At 69.8% G+C, this 26927-nt stretch carries 21 protein-coding genes; 8 read left to right on the forward strand and 13 right to left on the reverse strand.

What is annotated here, in order from left to right; all coding sequences use genetic code 11:
* Window positions 1-18: 18 nt before the first annotated feature.
* The gene (locus ACFC1W_RS10560) at window positions 19-1224 is read left to right on the forward strand and encodes a thiolase family protein (RefSeq protein WP_375992051.1); all 1206 of its coding nucleotides are present in this window, start codon (window positions 19-21) and stop codon (window positions 1222-1224) included.
* 12 nt (window positions 1225-1236) lie between these two features.
* Complete coding sequence (locus ACFC1W_RS10565) at window positions 1237-3384, forward strand: 3-hydroxyacyl-CoA dehydrogenase NAD-binding domain-containing protein (RefSeq protein ID WP_375992053.1); 2148 nt, start codon at window positions 1237-1239, stop codon at window positions 3382-3384.
* A gap of 188 nt (window positions 3385-3572) precedes the next feature.
* Here ACFC1W_RS10565 and pepN read toward each other — a convergent pair whose 3' ends face one another.
* The 6 genes from pepN to dut form a co-directional block, all read right to left on the reverse strand.
* Window positions 3573-6092, reverse strand: coding sequence for an aminopeptidase N (pepN, locus tag ACFC1W_RS10570; protein WP_375992056.1), 2520 nt, complete (start codon window positions 6090-6092; stop codon window positions 3573-3575).
* Between the two features lie 73 nt (window positions 6093-6165).
* The gene (gene dxs, locus ACFC1W_RS10575) at window positions 6166-8124 is read right to left on the reverse strand and encodes a 1-deoxy-D-xylulose-5-phosphate synthase (RefSeq protein ID WP_375992058.1); all 1959 of its coding nucleotides are present in this window, start codon (window positions 8122-8124) and stop codon (window positions 6166-6168) included.
* Between the two features lie 97 nt (window positions 8125-8221).
* Window positions 8222-11056 carry an aconitate hydratase AcnA gene (gene acnA / locus ACFC1W_RS10580; protein ID WP_375992061.1) on the reverse strand — a complete coding sequence of 945 codons (2835 nt, stop codon included), beginning with the start codon at window positions 11054-11056 and terminating at the stop codon, window positions 8222-8224.
* A gap of 137 nt (window positions 11057-11193) precedes the next feature.
* The gene (locus ACFC1W_RS10585; RefSeq protein ID WP_375992064.1) at window positions 11194-11988 is read right to left on the reverse strand and encodes a DUF3159 domain-containing protein; all 795 of its coding nucleotides are present in this window, start codon (window positions 11986-11988) and stop codon (window positions 11194-11196) included.
* The gene (locus tag ACFC1W_RS10590; RefSeq protein ID WP_241110693.1) at window positions 11985-12587 is read right to left on the reverse strand and encodes a DUF3710 domain-containing protein; all 603 of its coding nucleotides are present in this window, start codon (window positions 12585-12587) and stop codon (window positions 11985-11987) included. Before ACFC1W_RS10590 ends, ACFC1W_RS10585 begins: the two co-directional genes overlap by 4 nt.
* Window positions 12584-13108 (reverse strand): dUTP diphosphatase, encoded by a 525-nt coding sequence (gene dut / locus ACFC1W_RS10595; protein WP_375992067.1) that lies wholly within the window; start codon window positions 13106-13108, stop codon window positions 12584-12586. The genes ACFC1W_RS10590 and dut overlap by 4 nt, the downstream gene beginning before the upstream one ends.
* 12 nt (window positions 13109-13120) lie before the next feature.
* Here dut and ACFC1W_RS10600 point away from each other — a divergent pair, with 12 nt between their 5' ends.
* Window positions 13121-13609: a DUF3093 domain-containing protein gene (locus ACFC1W_RS10600; protein WP_375992070.1), complete on the forward strand. Its 489-nt coding sequence runs from the start codon at window positions 13121-13123 to the stop codon at window positions 13607-13609.
* Here ACFC1W_RS10600 and ACFC1W_RS10605 read toward each other — a convergent pair.
* Window positions 13584-13877: a DUF4193 domain-containing protein gene (locus tag ACFC1W_RS10605; RefSeq protein ID WP_241110696.1), complete on the reverse strand. Its 294-nt coding sequence runs from the start codon at window positions 13875-13877 to the stop codon at window positions 13584-13586. The two genes, ACFC1W_RS10600 and ACFC1W_RS10605, sit on opposite strands and share 26 nt — an antisense overlap.
* Before the next feature lie 208 nt (window positions 13878-14085).
* Between ACFC1W_RS10605 and sepH the strand changes: the two genes are divergently transcribed.
* Window positions 14086-15120 (forward strand): septation protein SepH, encoded by a 1035-nt coding sequence (sepH, locus tag ACFC1W_RS10610; protein ID WP_375992073.1) that lies wholly within the window; start codon window positions 14086-14088, stop codon window positions 15118-15120.
* 63 nt (window positions 15121-15183) lie between these two features.
* Here the strand turns inward: sepH and ACFC1W_RS10615 are convergent, their stop codons facing one another.
* Complete coding sequence (locus ACFC1W_RS10615; RefSeq protein WP_375992076.1) at window positions 15184-16299, reverse strand: alkaline phosphatase family protein; 1116 nt, start codon at window positions 16297-16299, stop codon at window positions 15184-15186.
* A gap of 66 nt (window positions 16300-16365) precedes the next feature.
* Here ACFC1W_RS10615 and ACFC1W_RS10620 point away from each other — a divergent pair, with 66 nt between their 5' ends.
* Window positions 16366-18825, forward strand: coding sequence for a DNA topoisomerase (ATP-hydrolyzing) subunit A (locus ACFC1W_RS10620; RefSeq protein WP_375992079.1), 2460 nt, complete (start codon window positions 16366-16368; stop codon window positions 18823-18825).
* On the forward strand, window positions 18825-19301 hold the full coding sequence (locus tag ACFC1W_RS10625) for a hypothetical protein (protein ID WP_375992082.1): 477 nt from the start codon (window positions 18825-18827) through the stop codon (window positions 19299-19301). Before ACFC1W_RS10620 ends, ACFC1W_RS10625 begins: the two co-directional genes overlap by 1 nt.
* A gap of 15 nt (window positions 19302-19316) precedes the next feature.
* On the opposite strand, the gene ACFC1W_RS10630 is transcribed toward ACFC1W_RS10625, so the two are convergent.
* Window positions 19317-21389 carry a type IIA DNA topoisomerase subunit B gene (locus ACFC1W_RS10630; protein WP_375992084.1) on the reverse strand — a complete coding sequence of 691 codons (2073 nt, stop codon included), beginning with the start codon at window positions 21387-21389 and terminating at the stop codon, window positions 19317-19319.
* A 169-nt stretch (window positions 21390-21558) separates the two neighbouring features.
* On the opposite strand from ACFC1W_RS10630, the gene ACFC1W_RS10635 reads away from it, so the two are divergent.
* Window positions 21559-21780, forward strand: coding sequence for a hypothetical protein (locus tag ACFC1W_RS10635; protein ID WP_191766395.1), 222 nt, complete (start codon window positions 21559-21561; stop codon window positions 21778-21780).
* A 9-nt stretch (window positions 21781-21789) separates the two neighbouring features.
* Here ACFC1W_RS10635 and ACFC1W_RS10640 read toward each other — a convergent pair whose 3' ends face one another.
* Both ACFC1W_RS10640 and ACFC1W_RS10645 read right to left on the reverse strand, forming a co-directional pair.
* Window positions 21790-22836: an alanine racemase gene (locus ACFC1W_RS10640; protein WP_375992086.1), complete on the reverse strand. Its 1047-nt coding sequence runs from the start codon at window positions 22834-22836 to the stop codon at window positions 21790-21792.
* Window positions 22833-23579, reverse strand: a complete 747-nt coding sequence (locus ACFC1W_RS10645) for an alanine racemase C-terminal domain-containing protein (protein ID WP_375992089.1) — start codon at window positions 23577-23579, stop codon at window positions 22833-22835. Before ACFC1W_RS10645 ends, ACFC1W_RS10640 begins: the two co-directional genes overlap by 4 nt.
* A gap of 45 nt (window positions 23580-23624) precedes the next feature.
* Between ACFC1W_RS10645 and ACFC1W_RS10650 the strand changes: the two genes are divergently transcribed.
* Window positions 23625-24647, forward strand: coding sequence for a sugar-transfer associated ATP-grasp domain-containing protein (locus ACFC1W_RS10650; RefSeq protein ID WP_375992092.1), 1023 nt, complete (start codon window positions 23625-23627; stop codon window positions 24645-24647).
* 69 nt (window positions 24648-24716) lie between these two features.
* Here the strand turns inward: ACFC1W_RS10650 and ACFC1W_RS10655 are convergent, their stop codons facing one another.
* Both ACFC1W_RS10655 and ACFC1W_RS10660 read right to left on the reverse strand, forming a co-directional pair.
* Window positions 24717-25412, reverse strand: a complete 696-nt coding sequence (locus ACFC1W_RS10655) for a coenzyme F420-0:L-glutamate ligase (protein ID WP_375992095.1) — start codon at window positions 25410-25412, stop codon at window positions 24717-24719.
* On the reverse strand, window positions 25409-26827 hold the full coding sequence (locus ACFC1W_RS10660; RefSeq protein WP_375992098.1) for an RNA polymerase sigma factor: 1419 nt from the start codon (window positions 26825-26827) through the stop codon (window positions 25409-25411). Before ACFC1W_RS10660 ends, ACFC1W_RS10655 begins: the two co-directional genes overlap by 4 nt.
* Between the last annotated feature and the right edge of the window lie 100 nt (window positions 26828-26927).

A 26927-nucleotide genomic window follows, 5' to 3' on the forward strand; every position in this document is an offset into this window, starting at 1 on the left:
CCTATTTTTGGAGGCAGAGTGGCCGAGATCTCGGACGTCTTCTTCGTCGATGGAATGCGCACCCCCTTCGGGCGCGCCGGCGAGAAAGGCATGTACTGGAACACCCGAGCGGACGACCTCGCCGTGAAGGCGACGATCGGGCTCATGGAGCGCAACCCGAACGTTCCGAAGGAGCGCATCGACGACGTCGCCATCGCCGCGACCAGTCAGACCGGAGACCAGGGGCTCACCCTCGGCCGGAGCGTGGCGATCCTCGCCGGCCTCCCCCAGTCGGTCCCCGGCTTCGCGATCGACCGCATGTGCGCGGGCGCGATGACGAGCGTCACCACAATGGCGGGCTCGATCGGGATGGGCATGTACGACGTCGCCCTCGCGGGCGGGGTCGAGCACATGGGTCACCACCCGATCGGCGCGAACGCCGACCCGAACCCGCGCTTCGTCGCCGAGAAGATGGTCGACCCGGGTGCGCTCAACATGGGCGTCACCGCCGAGCGCATCTTCGACCGCTTCCCGCACCTGACCAAGGAGCGCTCGGACCGGTTCGGCATGCTCAGCCAGCACAAGGTGCAGGCTGCGTACGACGCCGGCAAGATCCAGCCCGACCTCGTGCCCGTCGCGATCAAGGACGCCGCGGGCTCGTGGGGCCTGGCGACCGAAGACGAGGGCCGTCGTCCGCAGACGACGATGGAAGACCTGGCGGGCCTCAAGACGCCGTTCCGTCCGCACGGTCGCGTGACCGCCGGCACCTCGTCGCCCCTCACCGACGGCGCGACGATGTCGCTGCTCGCCGGCGGCGGCGCCGTGAAGGAGCTCGGACTCGCCCCGAAGATGCGACTCGTGTCGTACGCGTTCGCGGGTGTGCAGCCCGAGATCATGGGCATCGGCCCGATCCCCTCGACCGAGAAGGCGCTCAAGAAGGCCGGCCTGACGATCGACGACATCGGCCTGTTCGAGCTGAACGAGGCGTTCGCCATCCAGGTGATCTCGCTGCTCGACCACTTCGGCATCGCCGACGACGACCCGCGCGTGAACCCGTGGGGCGGCGCGATCGCGTTCGGTCACCCGCTCGCCGCCTCGGGCGTGCGTCTCATGATCCAGCTCGCAGCCCACTTCGCCGAGCGCCCCGACGTCCGCTACGGCCTCACCGCGATGTGCGTCGGCCTCGGACAGGGCGGCTCGGTCATCTGGGAGAACCCGCACTACGACGGCAAGAAGAAGAAGTAGGAGCCCGCCGCAATGACGAACTACGACGAGATCGACTTCTCGCCGCTGAACGCCCTCGCCGACGGCGAGGTGGTGACGCACTCCCGCGTGCGCGACATCCGCCTCCCCTCCGGCAAGGTGCTCGCGCTCATCACGCTCGACAACGGCCGCGACCACACCCGCCCGAACACGCTTGGACCGACCACGCTCACGCAGCTCGGTGAGACGCTCGACGCACTCTCCACCCGTGCCGCCGCCGGCGAGATCCAGGCCGTCGCGGTGACCGGCAAGCAGTACATCCTCGCCGCCGGTGCTGACCTGTCCGACATCTCGCGTGTCGGCTCGAAGGACAACGCCCGCCTGATCGCGCAGCTCGGCCACCATGTGTTCGGCAAGCTCGGCACGCTCGGTGTGCCGTCGTTCGCCTTCGTGAACGGGCTCGCGCTCGGCGGCGGACTCGAGATCGCCTTGAACTCCACCTATCGGACGGTGGATGCCTCGGCCGCTGCGATCGCGCTGCCCGAGGTGTTCCTCGGCATCATCCCCGGCTGGGGCGGGGCGTATCTGCTGCCGAACCTCATCGGCATCGAGAACGCTCTCGAGGTCGTGATCTCGAACCCGCTCAAGCAGAACCGCATGCTGAAGCCCCAGCAGGCGTTCGACTACGGGATCGTCGACGCGATCTTCCCGGCGGCGAACTACCTCGAGGACTCGCTCGTGTGGGCCGACCGCGTGCTCACCGGCAAGATCAAGGTCGAGCGCAAGAACGAGCCGGGCAAGATCGAGCGCCTCACCAAATGGCCCATCGCCATCAAGATGGCGCGCGGCATGCTCGAGGCGAAGATCGGCACGATGCCGAAGTCGCCGTACGTCGCGCTCGACCTGCTCGACAAGGCGAAGAGCGGCACCAAGGCCGACGGCTTCGCGCGGGAGGACGAGGCGCTCGCCGAGCTCGTCACCGGCGACCAGTTCGCGGCGTCCATGTACGCGTTCGACCTCGTGCAGAAGCGCGCGAAGCGTCCGGTCGGCGCCCCCGACAAGGCGCTCGCCAAGAAGGTCACGAAGGTCGGCATCATCGGCGCAGGTCTCATGGCCAGCCAGTTCGCGCTGCTGTTCGTGCGCAAGCTGCAGGTGCCCGTGCTGATCACCGACCTCGACCAGGCGCGCGTCGACAAGGGCATCGCCTACATCCACGAAGAGATCGGCAAGCTCGAGGCCAAGGGCCGTCTCGACGGCGACGCGGCCAACAGGCTGCGCGGACTCGTCACCGGCACGACAGACAAGAGCCTCTACGCGGACTGCGACTTCGTCATCGAGGCCGTCTTCGAAGAGGTCGGCGTCAAGCAGCAGGTGTTCGGCGAGATCGAGCAGATCATCGCCGAGGATGCCATCCTCGCGACCAACACCTCGTCGCTGTCGGTGGAGGAGATCGGCGCCAAGCTCGCCCACCCCGAGCGCCTCGTCGGGTTCCACTTCTTCAATCCGGTTGCCGTCATGCCGCTGATCGAGATCGTGAAGACGCCCCAGACATCGGATGCCGCGCTCTCGACGGCTTTCGTCGTCGCGAAGAGCCTCGGCAAGAACGCCGTGCTCACCGCCGATGCGCCCGGCTTCGTCGTGAACCGGCTTCTCGCCAAGGTCATGGGCGAGGCAGCGCGCGCCGTCTATGAGGGCACGCCCGTGGCGGAGGTCGAGAAGGCGTTCGCGCCGCTCGGCCTGCCGATGGGACCGTTCCAGCTGATCGACCTGGTCGGCTGGAAGGTCGCCGCACACGTGCAGGACACCATGGTGCGCGCGTTCCCCGATCGGTTCTACGCGAACGAGAACTTCCACGCGCTCGCGGAGCTTCCCGAGGTCGTCGAGAAGGACAAGGGCGGACGCGTCACCGGCTGGACCAAGGCCGCCGAGAAGGTGCTCAAGCCCGCGGTGGGGTCGACGCCGGCCAAGGCCGATGAGATCCTCCGTCGCGTGCAGGACGGACTCGCGCAGGAGATCAAGATCATGCTCGACGAGGGAGTGGTGCCCGAGGTCGAAGACATCGACCTCTGCCTCATCTTCGGTGCGGGCTGGCCGTTCATCGACGGCGGCGCCTCGCCGTACCTCGACCGCGAGGGGGCATCGGAGCGCGCCTTCGGCGACACGTTCCACCACCCGGTCATCACGGGCATCGGCTCGAACTGACGCCTTCTGCCACGAGCGGCCCCGGACTTCGGTCCGGGGCCGCTCGTGCGTCTGGGCGGGGGTGGCTCAGCCGCCCGGACCCACCGTATCGATGGGCGCGCCGTCGCCGTTCTCCGGCAGGTCACCCCGCTCCACGGGGTCGGAGAATCCTCGGACGTGGCGCACGCGATCCGCCATGCCGCCGGACGTTACGAGGGCTGAGCCGCGCGGACGCGCAGATCGCGCGCCAGGTGGTCGCGCTGCTCGGTCACGATGCGCCGCAGAGCTGCCGGTGCGTCCTCGTTCCGCGCAAGCCAGGCGTCGACCAGGTCGAGCGACTCGCTCTCCGGGAACAGCCCGCGCACCAGGCGCGCGGCGATCTCGATGCTTCGTGCGCTCCACACACCGCGGATCCGCGCGAAGTAGTCCTCGTCGAACGCCGCGATGAGGTCGCGCCGGCCGCCGGCGCGAACACCCGCGATGGTTGCACTGAGATGATCGTTGGTGAGCGTCGTGTCCTCCCACGCGGAGTGCCACGCGGCGGCGCGGACGTCTGCGTCGGGCCGTGCCGCGAGCACCGTCAGATGCGCGGTCCGGCCCTTCGCGGTCGGGTCGCGGCGCAGCTCCGCGTCGGCCTCGGCGACCGTCGCGTGGCCCGTCGTCGCCAGCGCCGTGAGCCATGCCCACCGCAGTTCGGGGTCGAGTTCCAGTCCGTCGGGCGCCGCCACCGTGCCGGCGAGCATCCCGCGCAGCTCCTCGGCCCTGCCATCGTCGTACAGCGCCGCCGATCCGACTGAGCGAGCCCACGCCAGCTGTGCGTCACTGCCCGCGTCGGCCGCCGTCAGCTGCTGCCATGCCCTGTCGAGCCAAGCGGACCGCTCCTGCGTCCGGCGATCCACGGCGACGTAGTGCCCGATCGCGGCGGAGGCGTTGGCGAGCACGTCGGTGCGCAGCGCGGAGTTCGTCTCAGCCCCGGCATGCGCTCGGACGATGTCGAGGTAGCGCGCGGCGGGAAGCTCACCATCGCGCGTGGCGTTCCACAGCGCGGACCAGACGAGCGCGCGGGCCAGCGCGTCGTCGATCGTCGAGAGCGCCGCCTCGACGGCGTCCAGCGACGCCGCGTCGAGCCGCACCTTGGCGTACGTGAGGTCGCCGTCGTTGGGCAGCACGAGGTCGGCTGCGCCGATCTCCCCGAGCGGAGTGCGCTCGCGCGCGATGTCGGCGTCGATGGTGCGGGTGCGCACCAACCGTTCGTCACGCAGATCGAACAGCCCCACCCGCAGCCGGTGCGGGCGCAGGTCGGACTGGACGAGCACGGCGCCCTCTGCGTCGCGCTCGACCTGGATGGTCGACATGCCTGTGGTCTCCAGCCACGCGCGGGACCATGCGTGGAGATCCCGGCCGGAGGCGGCCGCAAGGTGGCGGAGCAGGTCGTCGAGGGTGGTGTTGCCGAACGCGTGCGCGGCGAAGTACTGCCGGGCGCCTTCGAAGAACTCCTCCTCACCGACGAACGCCACCAGCTGCTTGAGCACCGACGCCCCCTTGGCGTAGGTGATGCCGTCGAAGTTCAGCTTGGCGGCCTCGAGGTCGGCGATATCCGCGACGATCGGGTGCGTCGTCGGGAGCTGGTCCTGGAGGTACGCCCACGCCTTCCGCCGCGCAGCGAAGGTCACCCACGCATCCGGGAACCGTGTGACGGCCGCCGTGGCGTGCGCGCCCATGTAGTCGGCGAACGACTCCTTGAGCCACAGGTCGTCCCACCAGCGCATCGTCACGAGGTCGCCGAACCACATGTGCGCCATCTCGTGGAGGATCGTGTTCGCGCGGCCTTCGCGCTGGGCGACCGTCGCCGCGCCGCGGAACACGTATGCCTCGGTGAAGGTCACCAGGCCCGGGTTCTCCATCGCGCCGATGTTGTACTCGGGCACGAAGATCTGGTCGTACTTGCCCCACGGGTAGGGGTAGCGGAAGGCGTCGGCGAAGAAGTCGAGGCCCTGCCCGGTGATCTCGAGGATCTCGTCGGCATCGAGGTGCTCGGCGAGCGACGCCCGGCAGGAGACGCCCAGCGGCACCACCTGGTCGCCTCGCCGCCACTCCGCCTCGACACGGTGATACGGGCCTGCCGCCACCGCGGTGATGTAGCTCGAGATCGGCAGCGTCTCGGCGAACTCCACGCGCTGCGCGCCGCCCTCGGTCGTGCGCTCCGCGACCGCCTGGTTCGACAGCACCGACCAGCCCGCCGGGGCGGTGACGACGAATGTGTAGCGGGCCTTCATGTCGGGCTGCTCGAAGCACGCCATCACCCGGCGCGCGTCGGCGGGTTCGTAGTGCGTGTAGAGGTACGTCTGGCCGTCGACCGGATCGACGAAGCGGTGCATGCCCTCGCCGGACCGGCTGTACGCCGCCCGCGCGGCGACGCGCACGATGTGCCGCCCGCGCAGTCCGGTGATCCGGACGCGCGCGCCGTCCCATTCCACGGGCCGCGCGACGCCGTCCACCTCCACAGCCTCGACGGCCTCGCCGATGAAGTCGATCCACGTCTCGACGTGGGACTCCGCGGAGCCGGCGGCTGCGGCATCCGTCTCGATCTCCAGTGTGCTCACCGTCGCGAACCCGGTCTCATCCACGTCCGGCGCTGTCGTCACATCGAGCTCGACGCGGGCGGTGAGGACGGAGACGGCGGCGGACCGTGCTGCGGTCTCCGCCCTGCTGAGGTTGGCGCTGGTCATCCGTCCATGCTTTCACGACGGATGCCGGGTACCCCGCCGACTCCGAAGCCGACGCGCCGCCCGGGGCGAGGCGTCAGCGCCGCTGCTGGTCGCGCGCGAGCGCGGGGATCGTCGGGATCTCGGTCGTCTGCGCGCCGCGCGCGACGGGGATGCGGGTGCCCAGTACCTGCGCGACGACGTCGTGCGCGATCTTCGCCGGCGTGAGGCCGGCGTCGTCGAGGATCTGCTCGCGGCTGGCATGGTCGATGAACTCGTCGGGCACGCCGAGCTCGTCGACGGCGGTGTCGACGCCCGCCTCGCGGAGCACCTGACGCACACGCGTGCCGATGCCGCCGACGCGGATGCCGTCCTCGATCGTGATGACGAGACGGTGGGATGCCGCGAGCGTCACGATCGACGGCTGGACGGGCACGACCCATCGCGGATCGACGACCGTCGCGCCGATGCCCTGGTCGCGGAGGCGTCCGGCGACGTCGACGGCGATGTGCGCCATCGGACCGATGCCGACGATGAGCACGTCCTGCGCCTCCGAGCGGACCAGCACGTCGACCCCGTCTTCGAGGCGTTCGACGGCAGGCAGCTCAGGGCTGACGCTGCCCTTCGGAAAACGGACCACCGTGGGCGCGTCGTGCACGGCCACAGCCTCCTGCAGCTCTTCGCGCAGGCGCTCGGCGTCGCGCGGCACCGCGATGCGGATGTGCGGCACGAGCTGCAGCATGGCGAGGTCCCAGATGCCGTGGTGGCTCGGGCCGTCCGGGCCGGTGACGCCGGCACGGTCGAGCACGAATGTGACGCCCGCGCGGTGGAGCGCGACATCCATCAGTACCTGGTCGAACGCGCGGTTCATGAAGGTCGCGTAGATCGCGACCACGGGGTGCAGGCCGCCGAACGCGAGCCCGGCGGCCGAGGCGACCGCGTGCTGCTCGGCGATGCCCACGTCGTACACCCGATCGGGGAATCGCTGCGCGAACGGCAGCAGGCCGGTCGGGCGCAGCATGGCGGCCGTCATCGCGATGATGTCATCGCGCCTCTCCCCCACCGAGACCAGTTCGTCGGCGAAGACGTCGGTCCACGCCGGCGCGCCGCCCGAATTGCCGACCGTCTTGCCGGTCAGCGGATCGATCTTGCCCACCGCGTGGAACGCGTCGGCCTGGTCGTCGAGGGCGGGCTGGTAGCCGCGGCCCTTCTCGGTGATCGCGTGCACGATGACGGGCGCGCCGTACGACTTGGCGAGCTCCAGCGTCTCGATGAGCGTCGGCAGGTCATGGCCGTCGACCGGTCCGAGGTATTTGATGTCGAGGTTGGAGTACAGTGCCGCGTTGTTCGTGAAGCGCGAGAGGAAGCCGTGGGTGCCGCCGCGCACGCCGCGATACACAGCGCGGGCAGCGGGACCGAGCTTGCGGAAGAGGGTGTCGGAGCCGCGGTGCAGGTTGCGGTACGTCTCGGCGGTGCGCACTCGGTTGAGGTAGCGGGCCATGCCGCCGATGGTCGGCGCGTACGACCGTCCGTTGTCGTTGACGACGATGACGAGGTTGCGGTCGTTGTCGTCGGAGATGTTGTTCAGCGCCTCCCACGTCATGCCGCCGGTGAGCGAGCCGTCGCCGACGACGGCGACCACGTGGCGGTCCTTGCGCCCGGTGCGCGTCAGGGCGCGCGAGACACCGTCGGCCCAGCTCAGCGAACTGGATGCGTGCGAGGACTCGACGACGTCGTGCGGGCTCTCGGACCGCTGCGGGTAGCCGGCGAGGCCGCCGCGCGAGCGCAGGTTCGAGAAGTCCTGTCGGCCGGTGAGCAGCTTGTGCACGTACGACTGGTGGCCCGTGTCGAAGATGAACGGGTCGGAGGGCGAGTCGAAGACCCGGTGCAGGGCGATCGTGAGCTCGACGACACCGAGGTTGGGACCGAGGTGGCCACCGGTGCGGGCGACGTTCTCGATGAGGAACGCGCGGACCTCCTCCGCGAGCTGCGCGAGCTCCGTAGTGCTCAGCGCGTCGAGATCGCGGGGTCCGCCAATGGACGACAGCAGCGACATCCCGGCTCCTTTCCGGCCCCGGAAGGGCTCTGCAAGTCTACCTGCGACCAGACGGGGGACCGGATGCCGCGGCATCCGGTCCCCCGTGAATCAGCTGTCAGACCAGCGAACGCAGCACGTACTGCAGGATGCCGCCGTTGCGGTAGTAGTCCGCCTCGCCGGGCGTGTCGATCCGCACGACCGCGTCGAACTCGACGGTCTGCTTGCCTTCGGGCGAGAACTCGCTCGGCTCGGCGGTGACCCGCACCGTCTTGGGCGTGACGCCCTCGTTCAGCTGCTCGAGCCCCGAGATCGAGACGATCTCGGTGCCGTCGAGACCCAGCGACTTCCAGCTCTCGCCGGCAGGGAACTGCAGCGGGACGACGCCCATGCCGATGAGGTTCGAGCGGTGGATGCGCTCGAAGCTCTCGGTGATGACCGCCTTGACGCCCAGCAGGCTGGTGCCCTTGGCAGCCCAGTCGCGCGACGAGCCCGAGCCGTACTCCTTGCCGCCGAAGACCACCAGCGGGGTGCCCTGCGCCTGGTAGTTCATGCACGCGTCGTAGATGAACGACTGCGGGCCGCCCTCCTGCGTGAAGTCGCGCGTGTAGCCGCCCTCGACGATCTGGCCGTCGTTCACCGCCGCGACGAGCTCGTTCTTCAGACGGATGTTGGCGAACGTGCCGCGGATCATGACCTCGTGGTTGCCGCGGCGCGAGCCGAAGGAGTTGAAGTCCTTCTGCGCCACTCCGTGCTCGGTCAGGTACTGCGCGGCCGGGGTGCCGGCCTTGATGTTGCCCGCCGGCGAGATGTGGTCGGTCGTGACCGAGTCGCCGAGGGCCGCCATCACGCGGGCACCGGTGATGTCGGCGACCGGGGTCAGCTCCATCGTCATCCCGTCGAAGTACGGCGCCTTCCGGACGTAGGTGGAGTCCTGGTCCCACTCGAACTGCGCGGCGTCGGGCGTGGGCAGGCTCTTCCAGCGCTCGTCGCCGTCGAAGACGGTGGCGTACTGCTTGATGAACTGCTCACGCGAGATCGACGAGTCGATCGTCGCCTGCACCTCTTCGGGCGTCGGCCAGATGTCCTTGAGGAACACGTCGTTGCCGTCGGTGTCCTTGCCGAGCGGGTCGGACTCGAAGTCGAAGTGCATCGAGCCGGCCAGGGCGTACGCGACGACCAGCGGCGGCGAAGCGAGGTAGTTCATCTTCACATCGGGGCTGATGCGGCCCTCGAAGTTGCGGTTGCCCGAGAGGACGGCGGTGACCGCGAGGTCGTTCTCGTTGATCGCGGCGGAGACCTCCTCGATGAGGGGGCCCGAGTTGCCGATGCAGATCGTGCACCCGTAGCCGACGGTGAAGAACCCGAGACCCTCGAGGGCCTTGTCGAGCCCCGACTTCTCGTAGTAGTCGGTGACGACCTTCGAGCCCGGACCGAGCGTGGTCTTGACCCACGGCTTGCTCTTGAGGCCCTTGTCGAGTGCCTTCTTGGCGAGCAGTCCAGCCGCGAGCATCACCGACGGGTTGGACGTGTTGGTGCACGACGTGATGGCGGCGAGGGTGACGGCTCCGTTGTCGAGGATGTACGACGTACCCTCGGGCGTGGTGACCTTGACGGGCTTGGATGCCGCAGCCGGACCGCCGCTGGAGATGTGGACGACGCGCGTCTCCTCGTGCTCGTCCCCCGGGACCGCACCGGGGTCGGAGGCGGGGAACGAGTGCTTCGACTCGAGGTCGACGATGTCGTTCGACTCCGTCGGGTCGGCGTAGTTGAGGATGTCGACCTCGAACTGCGACTTCGCCTCGGAGAGCAGGATGCGGTCCTGCGGGCGCTTCGGACCGGCGATCGAGGGCACCACCGTGCCGAGATCGAGTTCCATGTACTCGCTGAAGACGAGCTCGCGGGCCGGGTCGTGCCAGAGCGACTGCTCCTTGGCGTACGCCTCGACGAGTGCAACCGCAGCCTCGTCGCGACCCGTCAGGCGGAGGTAGTCGATCGTCACGTCGTCGATGGGGAACATCGCGGCCGTGGAGCCGAACTCCGGGCTCATGTTGCCGATCGTGGCGCGGTTAGCGAGCGGCACGGACGCGACGCCTTCGCCGTAGAACTCGACGAACTTGCCGACGACGCCGTGCTTGCGGAGCATGTCGGTGATCGTGAGCACGACGTCGGTCGCCGTGACGCCGGCGGGGATCTCGCCGGTGAGCTTGAAGCCGACCACGCGCGGGATGAGCATCGAGACCGGCTGGCCGAGCATCGCGGCCTCGGCCTCGATGCCGCCGACACCCCAGCCGAGCACACCGAGGCCGTTGACCATCGTGGTGTGGGAGTCGGTGCCGACGCACGTGTCGGGGTACGCACGCAGCACGCCGTTGACGTTGCGGTCGTAGATCACCTTGGCCAGGTGCTCGATGTTCACCTGGTGCACGATGCCGGTGCCCGGCGGGACGACCTTGAAGTCGTCGAACGCCGTCTGTCCCCAGCGGAGGAACTGGTAGCGCTCGCCGTTGCGCTCGTACTCGATCTCGACGTTGCGCTCGAGGGCGTCCTCGCGACCGAAGAGGTCGGCGATGACGGAGTGGTCGATGACCATCTCGGCGGGTGAGAGCGGGTTGATCTTGTTGGGGTCGCCGCCCAGCGCGGTGACCGCCTCGCGCATCGTGGCGAGGTCGACGATGCACGGCACCCCGGTGAAGTCCTGCATCACGACGCGGGCGGGCGTGAACTGGATCTCGGTGTCGGGCTCAGCCGCGGCATCCCACGAACCGAGTGCCTCGATCTGCGCCTTCGTCACGTTCGCACCGTCTTCGGTGCGAAGAAGGTTCTCGAGCAGCACCTTCAGACTGAACGGGAGCTTCTCGTAGCCCGCGACCTTGTCGATGCGGAAGATCTCGTAGTCGGTGCTGCCGACCGTCAGGGTGCTCTTGGCACCGAAGCTGTCAACCGTGGACACGTCTGTCTCCTTCGTCGGCGGCGGGAGCGGGGCCGGAGCCCGGCACTCCCCATCTTCCCCCGCACCGGAGCCCTCGGCTAGTGAGGATGACCTAATCCGCGGCGGGGTCAATTTATCTTGATATCAAGATAAATGTATCACTCCGCGGCGGTGACCTCATTCGACTCGCCACGCGGATACAGTGCGCGGACGGCGAGCCACGTGACCGCGACGAGCGGGGCGAAAAGCGGCAGCCCCATCACGAGCTTCAGCGTCCCGAGCGCGGTGACGTTGTCGGCGAAGTACAGCGGAAGCTGCACGAGCAGGCGCGCGGCGAAGAGCGATGCCCACGCGATCGCGAGCCAGAAGTACACGCGGCGCTTGCGCTTGTCGGCGCGCCAGGCGGTGCCCTCCCCCATCAGGAATCCCGCGGCCAGGCCGATCAGCGACCATCCGATGAGCGCCGAGATCAGGAAGGCGCTTCCATAGAGCGCGTTCGTGATGAAGCCGGGGATGAAGTTGTTGGATGCCTCGCCCGTGAACGCCGCGAAGGCCGCAGCGACGCCCGCCGCGATCAGTCCGCCGATCGCGGCCGTCACGGGCTGACGCGCGATGAGCCGCGCCGCGGTGAAGACGGCCGCGATGCCGACCGACAGTCCGAGCGACAGCCACAGGTTGCCGTCGCCCGTGCCGGGGTCGATGGTGAGCGTGTAGACGACGATGAAGACGAGGCCGGGCAGGACGGATTCGAGGACGCCCCGCCACCCGCCCATCGCGGCCCAGACGACGTGACCGGTCGAGGTGCCCTCGGCGGGGTCGAGCCCCGCACGACGGGCGGCACCGCCGAGCGCGGCGCCGAGAAGGTCGGAAGCGGATGCCTCAGCCGCCGGCGGCGGGGTCAGACCGGCGCTGCGCTGCTCGTCGCCGGGGGAGGGCGTGGGCTGGTCGGTCACGCCGCGCCCGGGGTGGCCGGCATGCGCAGCGGGATGAGGTCGCGGGGCGGCATCGGCGAGCCGCCGCGCACGACGACGATCGAGCGGAAGAGGTCCTCGACGGCGGCTGCGGCCTCGACGTCCGACGTCGCCGCACCGCCGATCACGCCGCGGAGGAACCAGCGCGGTCCGTCCACGCCGACGAACCGGGCGAGCCGCTTGCCCGACGTGCCGTCGGGGCCCGCAGCCACGGGCACCTCAGCGAGGAGCTCCGGGCCGAGGGGGCCCTCGCGCTCCTCGACGCGCCCGCCCTGCTGACGGATCTGCTGGCGGATCTGCTCGCGCGTCTCAGCCCACAGCCCGACGGTCCGCGGTGCGGCGAACGGCTGCACCTGCAGGGTCGAACCGGCGTAGTCGAGCCCGACCGCGACGATGCGCTTGGTCTGCTCCTCGACCTCGAGACGCAGGTTGAGGCCCTCCCGCGGGAGGATCTTGATCCCGCCGAGATCGATGTACGGGCGGACCGGGTTCGCCTCGGACTCGTCGAACGGGCCGGCGACGGCGCGGTCCTCGGGCGCGTCCTTGCGCGGGGAGTCGGCTGCGGGAGTGGGGTCGGTCATGCGAGGACTCCGTCCTTCTTGTCAAGATCGCGGGGAGCTTCCCGCGTGGACTCGCCCAGGCTCGTGTGCGGGACAGCAGCGCCCCCGCCCGAGAAGCCCGTGGAGCCGAAGCCGCCCTCGCCTCGGGCGCTCTCGGGCAGAGCCTCGACGGGGACGAACCGGGCGCGGGGCACCGGCATCACGATGAGCTGGGCGATGCGGTCGCCGACCGCGATGTCGTGGGCCTGCTCGGCATCGGTGTTCAAGAGGATGACCTTGATCTCACCGCGATAGCCGGCGTCGACCGTTCCGGGGGCGTTCACGACGGTGATGCCGTGCTTGGCGGCGAGTCCGCTGCGCGGGACGACGAACGCGACGTATCCCTCCGGGAGGGCGATGCGCACTCCGGTGCCCACCATCGCCCGTCGGCCCGGCTCGAGACGGATCGCCTCGGCGGCCATGAGGTCGGCGCCGGCGTCGCCCGGGTGCGCGTACACCGGGACGTCGGAGGCGATAATGGGGACGTCCACCGTTTCAGTCACCCAATGAGGGTAATGCAGAAGACAGCGCACGACGTCGGAGGCCGTGACTATCGCGAACGGCTCGGTCCGTCCCTCTGGGTCATGGTGAGCGCCGCGGTCGCGGGACCGATGGTCGCCCTCGTCCTCACCCCCATCGACACCACGATCGCCCTCGTGATCGGGGCGGTCGTCGGGGTCGCCGTGGTCGCCCTGCTGGTGGCGGGCTCGCCGGTCGTCGCCGTCGAGCGCGGAGAGTTGCGCGCCGGGCGTGCGCACATCCCCGTGGATCTCCTGGGCGATCCGGCGGTGCACGTCGGGGAAGATGCCCGTCAGCACCGCGGCGCGGGTCTCGACCCGCGCTCGTGGCACGTCATCCGCGGTGGGATCGACGGACTCGTAGTGATGCCGGTGTCAGATCCTCAGGATCCGACACCGGCATGGGTGATCTCGTCGCGGACACCCGATCGGCTCGCCGCCGCCGTGCGCCGCGCTCAGGTCAAGCCGAGCACTCCCGGCACATAGGCCCGTCCGGGGTCTCGTGGTCGAGCTGCGAGCGGTGCTTCACGAGGAAGCAGTTCGAGCACGTGAACTCGTCTTCCTGCGGCGGCAGCACGACGACATCGAGCTCGAGGTCGGACAGATCAGCCCCGGGGAGCTCGAAGCCCGACGGGTTGTCGGCATCCTCGACGTCGACCGCTCCCGAGAGCTTGTCGGGAACGCGCTCCTTGAGAGCCTCGATCGACTCGCTGTCGTCCTCGGTCTTGCGGGGGGCGTCGTAATCGGTGGCCATTCGTAAACGTCTCAACTTCCGAAGTCTTGCGGGTGCGCCCGTTCAGGCGGCGATAGTTTGCATGACCGTCTCCGTTTTCGCAAATGCGCGGCGCAGATTGTTCGACCATGCGTCCCCGTGAAACTCGCGCCACGCGCTGGATATTCCCGGCGTTGGACACCGCCTGTGTCAGCATGGCCGGGACACGCAGGATCGGAGGGGCGTTCGCATGGAACAGCTCAAGGTCATCGGCACCGAGGACGACACACTCGTCCTGGCTACCGAGTCCGGCGAGAGGTTCGCCCTCGCCGTCGACGACGTGCTGCGCATCGAACTGCGCAAGGCGCGTCGCGACCGCGACGACGACACGCAGGCGGCGCGGCCGAGTCCGCGCGACATCCAATCGCACATCCGCGCGGGGCTCTCGGCCGAGGAGGTCGCGAACCTCCTCGGCGCGCGCGTGGAAGACGTCCGCCGGTTCGAAGGCCCGGTCCTCGCGGAGCGCGAGCACATCGTGGGCCAGGCGCTCGCGGTCGCGGTGCTGCTCGGCGGCGGCTTCGAGGGCGAGGGCAACCCCACGTTCGGCGCCGCCGTCCGCGCCAAGCTGCACGAGGCGGGCGCCTCGGGCGAGCGATGGACGAGCTGGAAAGAGCCCACCGGCTGGATCATCAAGCTCGAGTTCACGGCAAACGAGGTCGACCACGACGCACGCTGGGGCTTCGACCCCCGCCGCAGCACGCTGTCTCCGCTCAACGCCGACGCCATCCAGCTGTCACGTCAGGGCTCGCTGCCCGAAGGCCTCATCCCCCGCCTGCGCGCGCTCGAGACGACGCCGGCCAAGGACGAGACCCGGTTCGACAGCGGCGCCTTCGGGCCGCGCAAGCTGCCCGACGCCGACTTCGAGTCGCCCGATCTGCCCGCGCCCGCCGCGCCGGCCGTGCAGCAGGCGGCGATCAAGCGCGCCGACGAGCCGGCCGTGACCTCGGCCGAGACGGCAGACCTCCTCGAGGCGCTCCGCCGCCGCCGTGGTCAGCGCGAACCGCTGCCCGGGGCCGAAGTGGCCTCCACCTCGCGATCGCAGTCGCCCGTCGCGCTGTTCGACGCGCTCGAGCCCGGCTATGACGAAGCCCCCGGCGACGACGACCCCGAGGTCTCGGACTTCGACGTGGCGCCGTCCGCAGTGGCGGAGGCGGGTCGCCGCAAGGGCCGCACATCGATGCCGTCGTGGGACGAGATCGTCTTCGGCGCCCGCAGCGACGACTGACCTCTCCGACCGGGTGCGGCCCCGAGCGAACCGCGCCGACGTGTACCGAGATCCGGGGGCGCCTCAGGCGAACGCGCCCAGCCGCAGCAGCGGGACGACCCGCTCCTCGGTGGTGAACGAGCCGTGCTGGCCGATCATCTTCTGCGATGCCTTGTCCGCGAGTCGATCGTCGTAGTAGACGACGCCCGAGCGCGCCGCGACGACGACATCGCCGAGGCGCTCCCGCACCTCGGGGCTCACCGGCCCGAGCACACCCGATGCGATCAGCTCGTCGCGTGAGAGCACCCACGACCGCGCCTCCTCCGACGCGCGCCACGCGTGCTCCACGTCCTCCGCGTGGCCGGGTTCTGCGTAGAGGTGCAGCATGCGCGGCTCCCCGCCGATCAGCCGTACGCCGTCGAGGAGAGGGTCGCCGTCCCGGAGGAGGATCTGCCGATGCCGTGGGATGTCGACCATGCCGTGGTCGGCCGTCACCACAGCGCCGGTGCCCGGCGTCAGCGCCTCGGCGAAAGCGCGGGCCGCGGCATCCACTCTCTCCAGCATCACGGTCCATTCGTCGGACTGCCAGCCCCGACGATGACCGACGCCGTCGAGTTCGGGCGCATAGAGATAGATGAGGGACCCCGGATGCTGCGCACCGAGCTGCGCCGCCGTGAGCACGCGCTCGGTGAGGTCGTCCACGCCGATGAACTCCGCGCCCGCCTGCGTCGCGGCCGTGAAGCCCGTGCCGCGGTACTCGCTCTTGGTGACGACGAAGAACGGCCGGGCCAGTGACGTGGCGAGCGGCGTCGCGCGCTGGAACTCGAGCGGCAAGCCGTCGGTGTCCCATCCGCGCAGCTGGTTCACGACGTCGTCGGTCCCCGGGACTCGTGCGCGGTAGCCGACGATGCCGTGCTCCCCCGGCAGCGTGCCGGTGAGCAGGCTGGTCAGTGCGGACGCCGTCGTCGAAGGGAAGACGGTGCGCGCCACATCCCTCTTCGATCCCGCCTGCGCCAGAAAGCGCGCGTGGCCGGCACGTGCCGACAGGTTGTGCGATCCGAGGCCGTCCAGCACGAACACCACGGCTCTCTCCGCGGGCGGGAACCAGTCCGACGTCCCATCCAGCGCTGCCGACATCTGCGGCACGACACCGGTGAGGCTCCGGGCTCGCGGCGGGTCCGCGGGTAGGCTGATCGACATCGGGGTCAGTCTCGCACACCCGCGGGTGACCCTCGCCGCACCGCCGTCACCCGAGGCCACATCGTCATGCCTGCATCCCCCACCGATTCCGCTCCCGTCGACCACGGCCGCATCGAGGACGTCGACGTCTCGACCGAGATGCAGGGGTCCTTCCTCGAGTACGCGTACTCCGTCATCTACTCGCGCGCCCTGCCCGACGCGCGCGACGGGCTCAAGCCCGTGCAGCGCCGCATCCTGTATCAGATGGCCGACATGGGCCTGCGCCCCGATCGCGGCCACGTCAAGAGCGCCCGCGTCGTCGGCGAGGTCATGGGAAAGCTGCACCCTCACGGTGACGCCCCGATCTACGATGCGCTCGTGCGTCTGGCGCAGCCCTTCTCGCTGCGCGTTCCCCTGGTCGACGGCCACGGCAACTTCGGCTCACTCGACGACGGGCCCGCCGCCCCTCGCTACACGGAGGCGCGCCTCGCGGCGGCGGCTCTGGCGCTGACGGAGAACCTCGACGAGGACGTCGTCGACTTCATCCCCAACTACGACGGCCAGTTCCAGCAGCCCGAGGTGCTGCCCGCCGCGTACCCGAACCTGCTCGTCAACGGCGCCACCGGCATCGCCGTCGGCATGGCGACGAACATGGCCCCCCACAACCTCATCGAGGTCGTGGGAGCGGCGATCCACCTGCTCGACAACCCCGAGGCGACGGTCGAAGAGCTCATGGAGTTCGTGCCCGGCCCCGACCTGCCCTCGGGCGGCATCATCGTGGGCCTCGACGGCATCAAGGACGCCTACACGAAGGGCCGCGGCAGCTTCCGCACGCGCGCCAAGGTCTCGATCGAGTCGCTCGGCCCGCGTCGGACCGGCATCGTCGTGACCGAGCTGCCGTACCTCGTCGGCCCCGAGCGGATCATCGAGAAGATCAAGGACGCCGTCACCGCGAAGAAGCTCCAGGGCATCGCGGACGTGACCGACCTCACCGACCGCCACAACGGCCTGCGGCTGGTCATCGGCATCAAGACGGGCTTCGACCCGAATGCGGTGCTCGAGCACCTCTACCGGCTGACGCCCCTCGAGGACTCGTTCAGCATCAACAACGTCGCCCTGGTCGACGGTCAGCCGCAGACGCTCGGACTGCGCGAGCTGCTGCGCGTGTACCTCGACCACCGTATGAGCGTCGTGACGCGCCGCAGCCGGTATCGGCTCGCGCGGCGCAAGGAGCGCCTGCACCTCGTCGAAGGCCTGCTCATCGCGATCCTCGACATCGACGAGGTCATCCAGGTCATCCGCACGTCGGACGACGGCGAGCAGGCACGCACGCGCCTCATGGACGTCTTCGACCTGTCCGACCCGCAGGCCGAGTACATCCTCGAGCTGCGCCTGCGCCGGCTCACGCGCTTCTCCCGCATCGAACTCGAGGCCGAGCGCGACAAGCTCACGGCCGAGATCGCCGAGCTGGAGGAGCTCCTCGCAAGCGAGATCCTGCTGCGCGCGCAGGTGGCGCGGGAGCTGGATGCCGCGGCTGAGACGTACGGCACCCCGCGGCGCACCCTTCTCCTCAACGGCGGACCGGCGGCGCCCCGATCACGTGCGGCCGCCGCAGCCGCCGATCTGCAGATCGCGGACGCGCCCTGCCGCGTGTTCCTGTCGGCGACGGGCCGCATGGTGCGCGCCGAAGTGGTTGCGGATGCGCCCAACGGCGGCATCGTGCCGCCGTCGCGGCGCGCGAAGCACGACGCCATCCGCTCGTGGGTCGACACGACCACGCGTGGAGACGTCGGTGCGGTCACGAGCGCCGGGCGCCTGATCCGGTTCTCTCCCGTCGACCTGCCGTCCGTGCCCGGCAACTCCGTGCAACTCGCCGCCGGAACACGCGCCGACCAGTACCTGGGTCTGTCGTCCGGCGAGCACGTCGTGGCGATCGTCCCCCTCGAGGACGGCCCGCCCATCGCCCTCGGCACGCGCCACGGCGTGGTCAAGCGCGTCGCGGCCACCGAGCTCGGCAGCAAGCACGACATCGAGATCATCTCGCTGCGCGACGGCGACCGAGTGGTCGGCGCCGCGCCGGCGACCGTCGGCGCCGAGCTGGTGTTCGTCGCCGACGACGCTCAGCTCCTGCGCTTCGACGCCTCGTCGGTGCGCCCGCAGGGGCGCGCGGCCGGCGGTATGGCGGGCATCCGCTTGAGCGACGGCGCCGAGGTCATCTCCTTCGGCGTCGTGGGCGCGTCGGCGTTCGACGCCGTGGTGGTCACGGTCGCCGGTTCCCGTGAGGCCCTCGCCGGAACCGACCCGGGCAGCGCGAAGGTCTCGGCGTTCACGGAGTTCCCCGCGAAGGGACGCGCCACCGGCGGCGTGCGCGCTCAGCGGCTACTGAAGGGCGAAGACGTGCTCACGCTCGCGTGGGTCGGCTCCGAGCCCCGCGCGGTGGGCCCCGACGGTGCGACCCGCACGCTGCCCGATGCAGGGGCGAAGCGGGATGCCTCGGGCACACCGCTCGACGCGGTCATCGGCGCGGTCGGCACCGGCATCCGCTGATGTCGCGGCCCGGGCGCATCTTCGCGGCATCCGCCGTGATGACCGCCGCGGTCGCACTCACGTCGTGCGCTCCCTGGACCGTGGGCGAAGCCGTCGCGTGCCCGAGCTGGGTCGACTTCGAGACCCCCGCCGACGCTGCGGAGGAATCCGACGCGGTATTCATCGGCACCATCGTCGGTGAAGACGGCACGTCCCACCACATGGAGGTGGAGATGTCGGCCTGGAGCGTCGACGTCGACGAGGTGCTCACCGGCGACTCGGTGTCGCCCGGCGAGCGGGTGCGGGTCGTGTCGATGGCCGACCCGTGCTCCGGGGAGGCGGTCTACGAAGGCGGCGACCCGCTCGATGCGACGGGTGAGCAGCGCCTGATCTTCGTGTATACATCCGAGGACGAGCTCCTGACCCTGACGCCCTACCAGGGCGTGCTTCCGGCGCCCACCGACGGCGAGATCCCCCCGGAGTGGCCGGAGCCATGAGGCCTTCGTCAGGCGTCAGGCGTCGATGCGCTCGCGGGCGAGGCGGTCGCTGGAGTCGATGATGAACTCCTTGCGGGGCGCCACGTCGTTGCCCATGAGGAGTTCGAAGATGGATGCCGCCGCCTCGGCGTCCTGCATGCGCACGCGTCGGAGCGTGCGGCCGGCGCGGTCCATCGTGGTCGTCGCGAGCTGGTCGGCGTCCATCTCGCCGAGGCCCTTGTAGCGCTGCACCGGCTCCTGCCACCGCTTGCCCGCCTTGGTGAGCTTGGTCAGCAGGGCGTGCAGCTCTTGCTCGGTGTACGTGTAGATCGTGTCGTTCGGCTTCGTGCCGGGGTTCATCACGACCACGCGGTGCAGCGGCGGCACGGCGGCGTACACCCGACCGTCGTCGATCAGCGGCCGCATGTAGCGGAAGAAGAGCGTGAGCAGCAGCGTGCGGATGTGCGCACCGTCGACGTCGGCGTCGCTCATCAGAATGATCTTGCCGTAGCGCGCGGCGTCGAGGTCGAACGAGCGCCCCGAGCCGGCGCCGATCACCTGGATGATCGCCGCGCACTCGGCGTTCGACAGCATGTCGCTGATCGACGCCTTCTGAACGTTGAGGATCTTGCCTCGGATCGGCAGGAGCGCCTGGTACTCGCTGTTGCGCGCGAGCTTCGCCGTGCCGAGGGCCGAGTCGCCCTCCACGATGAACAGCTCGGAGGCCGCCACGTCGTTCGTGCGGCAGTCGGCGAGCTTGGCCGGCAGCGACGAAGACTCGAGCGCGTTCTTGCGGCGCTGCGTCTCTTTGTGCGCGCGCGCCGATATGCGCGCCTTCATCTCTGCGACGACCTTGTCGAGCAGGAGCGACGTCTGCGCCTTGTCGTCGCGCTTGGTCGACGTGAACCGCGCGGTGAGCTCTTTGGCGACCACGTTCGCCACGATCTGGCGGACGGCCGGAGTTCCGAGCACTTCCTTGGTTTGGCCCTCGAACTGCGGCTCGGGGATGCGCACCGTGAGCACCGCCGCGAGTCCGGCGAGGATGTCGTCCTTCTCGAGCTTGTCGTTCGAGCCGAACTTCAGCCGGCGCGCATTCTGCTCGACCTGCGTGCGCAGCACCTTCATGAGCCCTTGCTCGAAGCCCTGCTGGTGCGTCCCGCCCTTGGGCGTGGCGATGATGTTGACGAACGAGCGGGTCGTGGTCTCGTAACCGGTCCCCCAGCGCACCGCGATGTCGACCTCGCACTCGCGCTGGACCTCGGTCGGCACCATGGCCCCGGACGGCTGCAGCACCGGCACCGTCTCGGTGAACGAGCCGCTGCCGGTGAGGCGCCACGTGTCGGTGATCGGTGCGTCGGGCGCGAGGAAGTCCGCGAACTCCGAGATGCCGCCGTCGAAGCGGAAGCGGGTCTCGACCGCCTCTTCGCCGCGCTCGTCGCGGATCACGATCTCGAGACCCGGCACCAGGAACGCCGTCTGGCGTGCCCGCTGTTCGAGCTCGGTGAGGGTGAACGCGGCGTCCTTCGTGAAGATCTGCTTATCGGCCCAGTAGCGGATACGGGTGCCCGTGACGCCCTTCGCGGCGCGTCCCACGACGCGCAGCTCGGAGCTCTTCTCGAAGGGGGTGAACGCCGACGACGGCGACCCGTTCGCGAAGACGCCGGGCTCACCGCGGTGGAACGACATGGCCCACGTCTTGCCGCCGCGGTCGACCTCGACGTCGAGACGCTCGGACAGCGCGTTGACCACGGACGCGCCGACGCCGTGGAGGCCGCCGGATGCGGCGTACGATCCGCCGCCGAACTTGCCGCCCGCGTGGAGCTTGGTGAACACGACCTCGACGCCCGAGAGTCCGGTGCGGGGCTCGATGTCGACCGGGATGCCGCGGGCGCGGTCGCGCACCTCGACACTGCCGTCGGCGTGCAGGATGATCTCGATGAGCGAGCCGTGGCCGGCAAGCGCCTCATCGACCGAGTTGTCGATGATCTCCCACAGGCAGTGCATGAGGCCGCGGGAGTCGGTCGAGCCGATGTACATGCCGGGGCGCTTGCGGACCGCTTCGAGTCCTTCGAGGACCTGCAGATGGTGGGCGGAGTACTCGGCGGTCACAATCTCCAAGGGTATCCGGGGTCACAGACGCCGGTCGGCCGACACGCTTCTCGGGGCCGCGCCGTACGCGCTGAGCGAAATGTGACCCGTTCGCGGCATTCTCGAAACAAAGGCGTGGTTGTATTTCATGACCCGCACCGGAGTTCTATCACTACGAGGAGGCACCGAGATGACTACTTCGACACCCACCGAGCTGGGCTCCGTCCTCGAGTACCGCCTCACCGCGGCGGACCGCTGCGACTCCTGCGGCGCTCAGGCCTACATCGCGGCCGAGGTCAACGGCAGCGAACTGCTCTTCTGCGCCCACCACGGCCGCAAGTACGAAGAGAAGCTCCGCGCCGTCGCCACCTCGTGGCACGACGAGACGGCCCGCCTGGCTGAGGCCAACTGAGCCGGGGGCTCACCCCCCCGAGTAGATCCTCGGCACCAGCGGCGAGACGCGCACCGCGATCTCTTCGCCGATCGTCCCGATCGCCTCGGCGAGATCGGTCGCCGATGACTCGCCCCCGTCGCCGGGGCCGTAGATGCGCACGACGTCGCCGGGCGCGGCATCCGTCCACCCCGCCACTCGGAAACCCGATCCCGAAGCGGTCAGCGAACACGGACCACCCGGAGTGCCGACCGTCACGCGACCGGCGAGGATCGACGGCAGGCCGTCGAGCGGACCGACGTCGATCGATGCTCCGTCGTCGTCGACCGCGGTGACCCGCGCCTCGAGCGTCGCGATCGGCCGCACGCCGAGGTGCTCCTCGCGGGGGCCGCCTGCGGAGCGGATGCCGTAGCAGAACGCCCCCACGCGCACCAGGTCGTAGCGGAACTCCGGCCGGGCGAACGAGGCGGCGCTGGCCGAGAGGTGCAGCATCGTGGGCGAGAGGCCCGCCTGGCGCGCGGTGGTCACCGCCGCGTCGAACAGCGCGCGGGCTGCGTCGTCCTCTTCGTCGGATGCCTCGGCGATGTGGCTCCAGATGCCGACCACCTCCAGGCATCCCTCGGCCGCGAGCTGTGCCGCACGGGCGGTGAACTCCGGCCAGTCCTCGGGACGCACGCCGTTGCGGTGCAGGCCCGTGTCGATCTTGAGATGCACGCGCGCGACCGCACCGGCGACCCGCGCCTCGGCGGCGACGTCCTCGAGCAGCTCGGCGTCGCCGACCCCGAGGTCCAGTGCCGCCGCCACGGCTTCTGCCGCTTCCGCCCGCGAGGCCGCGATCCAGGAGAAGATGCGGACGTCGCCGCCCAGCACCTCCCTCACGCGACGGCCGGTCGCGACGTCGAAGGCGCCGATCCAGCGCACGCCCTCGCGCTGCGCTCGCCGCACGATCGCGTCGAGCCCGTGCCCGTAGGCGTCATCCTTCACGACGAGCATCAGCTCGGCCGGTGCGACTGCCTCCCGCGCGCGAGAGAGGTTGGCCGCGAAGCGATCGAGGTCGATGCGAAGCACCCCGCTCATGCGATCCACTCCCTCGTCGCACGCAAGCCGACCACGGTGACGAGCTCGTCGGCGCGCAGGCCGGTGGCCTCCACCCACTCCGCGACCGACGGCTCACCCGCCCGCGGATCGCCGAAGAAGACCGCCTCGTCGCCGCGCCGCACCGGGGCGGCGCCGACGTCCACCACGCACACGTCCATCGCCACGCGGCCGATGATGGGGAGCGATGCGCCGCCGATCGTCAGGCGCGCACGGTTGCCGAGGTCGCGCACGACGCCCTGGGCGTAGCCGCCCGTGACGAGCGCCACGCGGGTGTCAACGGCCGCCCGGAAACGGTACCCGTACGACACGCCCTCCCCCGCGCGGAGCGCCTTGACCCCCAGCACCGTGCCGCTCAGGCGCATGGCGGGCACAGCGTCGGGCGCACCCCCCGGCAGGCCGTACAGCGTCGTGGGGTCGAGGTCGGGCGCGGCGCTCGTCGTCGCCCCGGCGACGCCGGCCGCGGCCAGCATGCGCACCGCCGGGGCGTCGTCGACGACCAGGCGGTCCACCCCGGAGGCGAGCAGCTCTGCGGCGACTGCGGGTGCGCCGTGACCCCAGGCATCGGCCCGCAGATCGGCGATCGCCCGCGTGCCCTCCGGCAGCTGCGCCACGGCCAGCGCGGCGTTGTGCGCGATGGCGGAGGCCGAGACCCGGGCGACCGGGGCGCTGGACGGCTCGTGGATCCACGCAGCGTCGCCATGCCCAGGGTTCGCCGAACTCACGCCTCTAGACTATCCGGGACCCCCGATCCCCAACCCGGAGTACGCATGCCTTCTCAGGGCCTCGGCCTCGCGCCCCGCCTTCGCTACCTCGCCGCCCGCGCCCGCCGCATCGACGTCGGATCCGTGGTCGAACGTGCGAAGGAGACGTCGCAGCAGCACGGCAAGTGGACGCCCGCCGTCCTGGCAGACATGCTGTGGTCGGCCGGCTTCCGGCAGGTCGGGTTCCAGGACTACGTCGACTACGACTTCGCCATCCTCAGCCGCGCCGAGCGCGCGACCTACATGACGCACCCCGTCTCGAATGAGCTGTCGCAGAAGTACGACCACCCCGACTTCCGGCACCAGTTCCACCACAAGGTGGAGTTCAACCGCGTCTTCAGCGAGCACCTGCACCGCGAGTGGATGGTCGTCGAGGACGACAACGCCGACGCCGTCCGCGCCTTCACCGAACGCCTCGGCACGATCGTGACGAAAGAGCCCATCGGTCAGGCGGGCACCGGCGTGCACCGATACCGCGCCGAGGACGTGGACGACTGGGATGCCTTCCACCGCGGCCTGCTCGAGCGCGGCGAGGTTCTCATGGAGGAGGTCATCCAGCAGCACCCCGATCTCGCCGCCGTGTGCCCCGGCACCGTCAACACGACCCGGGTCACCGCCTTCTTCGACGGCGAGCAGACGCACATCCTCGCCATGGCGCAGAAGTTCGGCCGCGGTGCCGTGAGCGACCAGATGACCTTCGGCGGCTTCTACACGATGCTCGACGAAGATGGCCACGCCGTCGGCCCCGGGTACGACTCGCACGCCCACGTGCACGAGAAGCACCCCGACAGCGGCTTCGTGATCGCCGACTTCCAGCTGCCGATGATCGACGAGGTGAAGGCGTTCGTCGACCGCGTCGCCCGCGTCGTGCCGCAGGTGCAGTACGTCGGCTGGGACATCGTCGTGACGCCGGACGGCCCCGTGCTCGTGGAGGGCAACTGGGGCGCCGGCGTGTACGAGAACAAGCCCAGCGTCACCGGCATCCGCACCGGCCACAAGCCCCGCTACCGCGCCGCGATCGGCTTCTGAGCCGAGCGGACCCGAACGCCGAAGGCGCGGCCCCGACGGGTGCCGCGCCTTCGTACGGGGGAGGGGCGGTCAGACCGCGCGGATGATTCCGAGCGGCGTGGACTGATGCCCTTGACCGAGCGGATTGTCCTGCAGGATCGCGATGAGGCGCTTCTCGTACGCCTTGTCGACGGTCGACCCGAGGATGTTGCCGCCGAGGTCGTTGATGTCGACCACCGCGACCTCCGGGACACCGCCGAGGAGCGTCTTGAGGTGAGCCGCGACCTCGCGGGGACGCTCGGGCCCGAGGACGACGGCCTTGTTGTACGGCGGGATGGTGCCGCTCGTCGGTCCGTCGATCGCCCGCGCCTTGTCGCCCGCGATGCGGTAGAAGTCGCCCTTGCGGCCGAACAGCTTGGTCACAGCCGACACTGCGGCCGCGAACAGGATGCGGATCGTGCCGCACTCGCGCAGCGCCATCTCCATGGTCTCGGGCATGCCGAGGCCGATGCCGTACGGCGTGCGCGTCACGTACTTCGAAAGGAAGTAGGCGAGCTTGCGCGGCCTGATCTCCTCGACGAGGTACGAGCGACCCTGGGTGATCGCGACGATCTTCTCCGTCACGAAGAGCAGGTCGCCGTCACGGACGAGACCTGAGGCGTACTCGCTCACGAAGTCGTCGAGGTCGTCGCCCGGCATCACGACCCGCGTGCGGATCGGGATGCGGGCGTACGACGAACCCTCGACGGAGACGGTGAGCGCCTTGCCGTCGTTCGCCTCGCTCACTCGAGGTAGTCCCGCAGCGACTGCGAACGGCTGGGGTGACGGAGCTTCGCCATCGTCTTGGACTCGATCTGACGGATGCGCTCGCGCGTCACGCCGAAGGTGTCGCCGATCTGGTCGAGGGTCTTGGGCTGACCGTCGCCCAGCCCGAAGCGCATGCGGATGACGCCCGCCTCGCGCTCGGAGAGCGAGTCGAGGAGGGACTCGAGCTGACGCTGCAGCATCGTGAAGCCGACGGCATCGGCCGGGACGACGGCCTCGGTGTCTTCGATCAGGTCGCCGAACTCGCTGTCGCCGTCCTCGCCGAGCGGAGTGTGCAGCGAGATGGGCTCGCGTCCGTACTTCTGGACCTCGATGACCTTCTCGGGGGTCATGTCGAGTTCGCGGCTGAGCTCTTCCGGCGTGGGCTCGCGACCGAGGTCCTGCAGCATCTGGCGCTGGACGCGCGCGAGCTTGTTGATGACCTCGACCATGTGGACCGGGATGCGGATCGTGCGCGCCTGGTCGGCCATGGCACGGGTGATCGCCTGACGGATCCACCAGGTGGCGTAGGTCGAGAACTTGAAGCCCTTGGTGTAGTCGAACTTCTCGACGGCGCGGATCAGACCGAGGTTGCCCTCCTGGATCAGATCCAGGAACTGCATGCCACGGCCGGTGTAGCGCTTGGCGAGCGACACGACCAGTCGGAGGTTCGCACCCAGGAGGTGCGACTTCGCACGCTGGCCGTCACGGGCGACCCACTGCAGGTCGAGCCCGAGCTGCGACGACTTCTCGGCCGCCGACATGTGCGACAGCTTCTCCTCGGCGAACAGACCCGCCTCGATGCGCATCGCCAGCTCGACCTCTTCGGCCGCGTTGAGGAGCGGCACCTTGCCGATCTGCTTCAGGTAGTCCTTGACGGGGTCGGCCGTCGCGCCGGTGATCTGCGTCGAGTAGACGGGGACGTCGTCTTCGTCGCTCGAGGTGATGACGATCGCGCCGGTCGGAAGAGGCTCGGTGAACGCCGGCTTCGTGCTCTCCTCTTCCTCCTCCTCGTCTTCGGCTGCAAGAGCCTCGTCGGCTGCGGCGGCCTTCGCGCCACGACGCGCAGCCGGGCGGGCAGGCGTCTCGGCGTCGTCGTCGCCCGCCTCTTCCAGATCGTCGTCGGCGTTGAGCTCGACGTCGTCGAGCTCAACGCCGTCGTCCTCGAGATCCTCGTCGGACGCGGCGCCCTTCTTCGCAGCCTTCTTGGGCGCGGCCTTAGCGCCCTTGGGCGCGGCCTTCGCACTCTTGGGCGCGGTCTTGGTCGCCGTCTTCTTGGCAGCGGGCTTCGACGCGGCCTTCGCGGGCGCCTTCGTCGCAGCCTCGGCCGCCGTGGTCTCGTCCGTCTCGGTGTCCTTCGCGGCCGAGCGGGCCTTGGTGTTCGTGCCTGAGGTCACGTTTCGCCTTTCACCGGGAGTGTGTGCCGACGCCCCCGGGAGATTTCGGACACTAGTAAGACCCTTGTCAAGTCCCGGCGCCGCCGAGTGCACCTCGGGG

The sequence above is a fragment of the Microbacterium sp. NPDC056003 genome, assembly GCF_042274785.1.
Lineage (GTDB): Bacteria > Actinomycetota > Actinomycetes > Actinomycetales > Microbacteriaceae > Microbacterium.

Coding starts and splice junctions, on each gene's coding strand:
- dxs (WP_375992058.1), bottom strand. CDS start 8,124: ATGTCGCTGCTGTCGTCCATTGGCGGACCCCGCGATCTCGACGCGCTG.
- ACFC1W_RS10640 (WP_375992086.1), bottom strand. CDS start 22,836: ATGAGCGGGGTGCTTCGCATCGACCTCGATCGCTTCGCGGCCAACCTC.
- ACFC1W_RS10650 (WP_375992092.1), top strand. CDS start 23,625: ATGCCTTCTCAGGGCCTCGGCCTCGCGCCCCGCCTTCGCTACCTCGCC.
- ACFC1W_RS10600 (WP_375992070.1), top strand. CDS start 13,121: ATGCAGAAGACAGCGCACGACGTCGGAGGCCGTGACTATCGCGAACGG.
- ACFC1W_RS10615 (WP_375992076.1), bottom strand. CDS start 16,299: ATGTCGATCAGCCTACCCGCGGACCCGCCGCGAGCCCGGAGCCTCACC.
- ACFC1W_RS10625 (WP_375992082.1), top strand. CDS start 18,825: ATGTCGCGGCCCGGGCGCATCTTCGCGGCATCCGCCGTGATGACCGCC.
- ACFC1W_RS10605 (WP_241110696.1), bottom strand. CDS start 13,877: ATGGCCACCGATTACGACGCCCCCCGCAAGACCGAGGACGACAGCGAG.
- ACFC1W_RS10635 (WP_191766395.1), top strand. CDS start 21,559: ATGACTACTTCGACACCCACCGAGCTGGGCTCCGTCCTCGAGTACCGC.
- ACFC1W_RS10620 (WP_375992079.1), top strand. CDS start 16,366: ATGCCTGCATCCCCCACCGATTCCGCTCCCGTCGACCACGGCCGCATC.
- ACFC1W_RS10590 (WP_241110693.1), bottom strand. CDS start 12,587: ATGACCGACCCCACTCCCGCAGCCGACTCCCCGCGCAAGGACGCGCCC.
- pepN (WP_375992056.1), bottom strand. CDS start 6,092: ATGACCAGCGCCAACCTCAGCAGGGCGGAGACCGCAGCACGGTCCGCC.
- ACFC1W_RS10565 (WP_375992053.1), top strand. CDS start 1,237: ATGACGAACTACGACGAGATCGACTTCTCGCCGCTGAACGCCCTCGCC.
- sepH (WP_375992073.1), top strand. CDS start 14,086: ATGGAACAGCTCAAGGTCATCGGCACCGAGGACGACACACTCGTCCTG.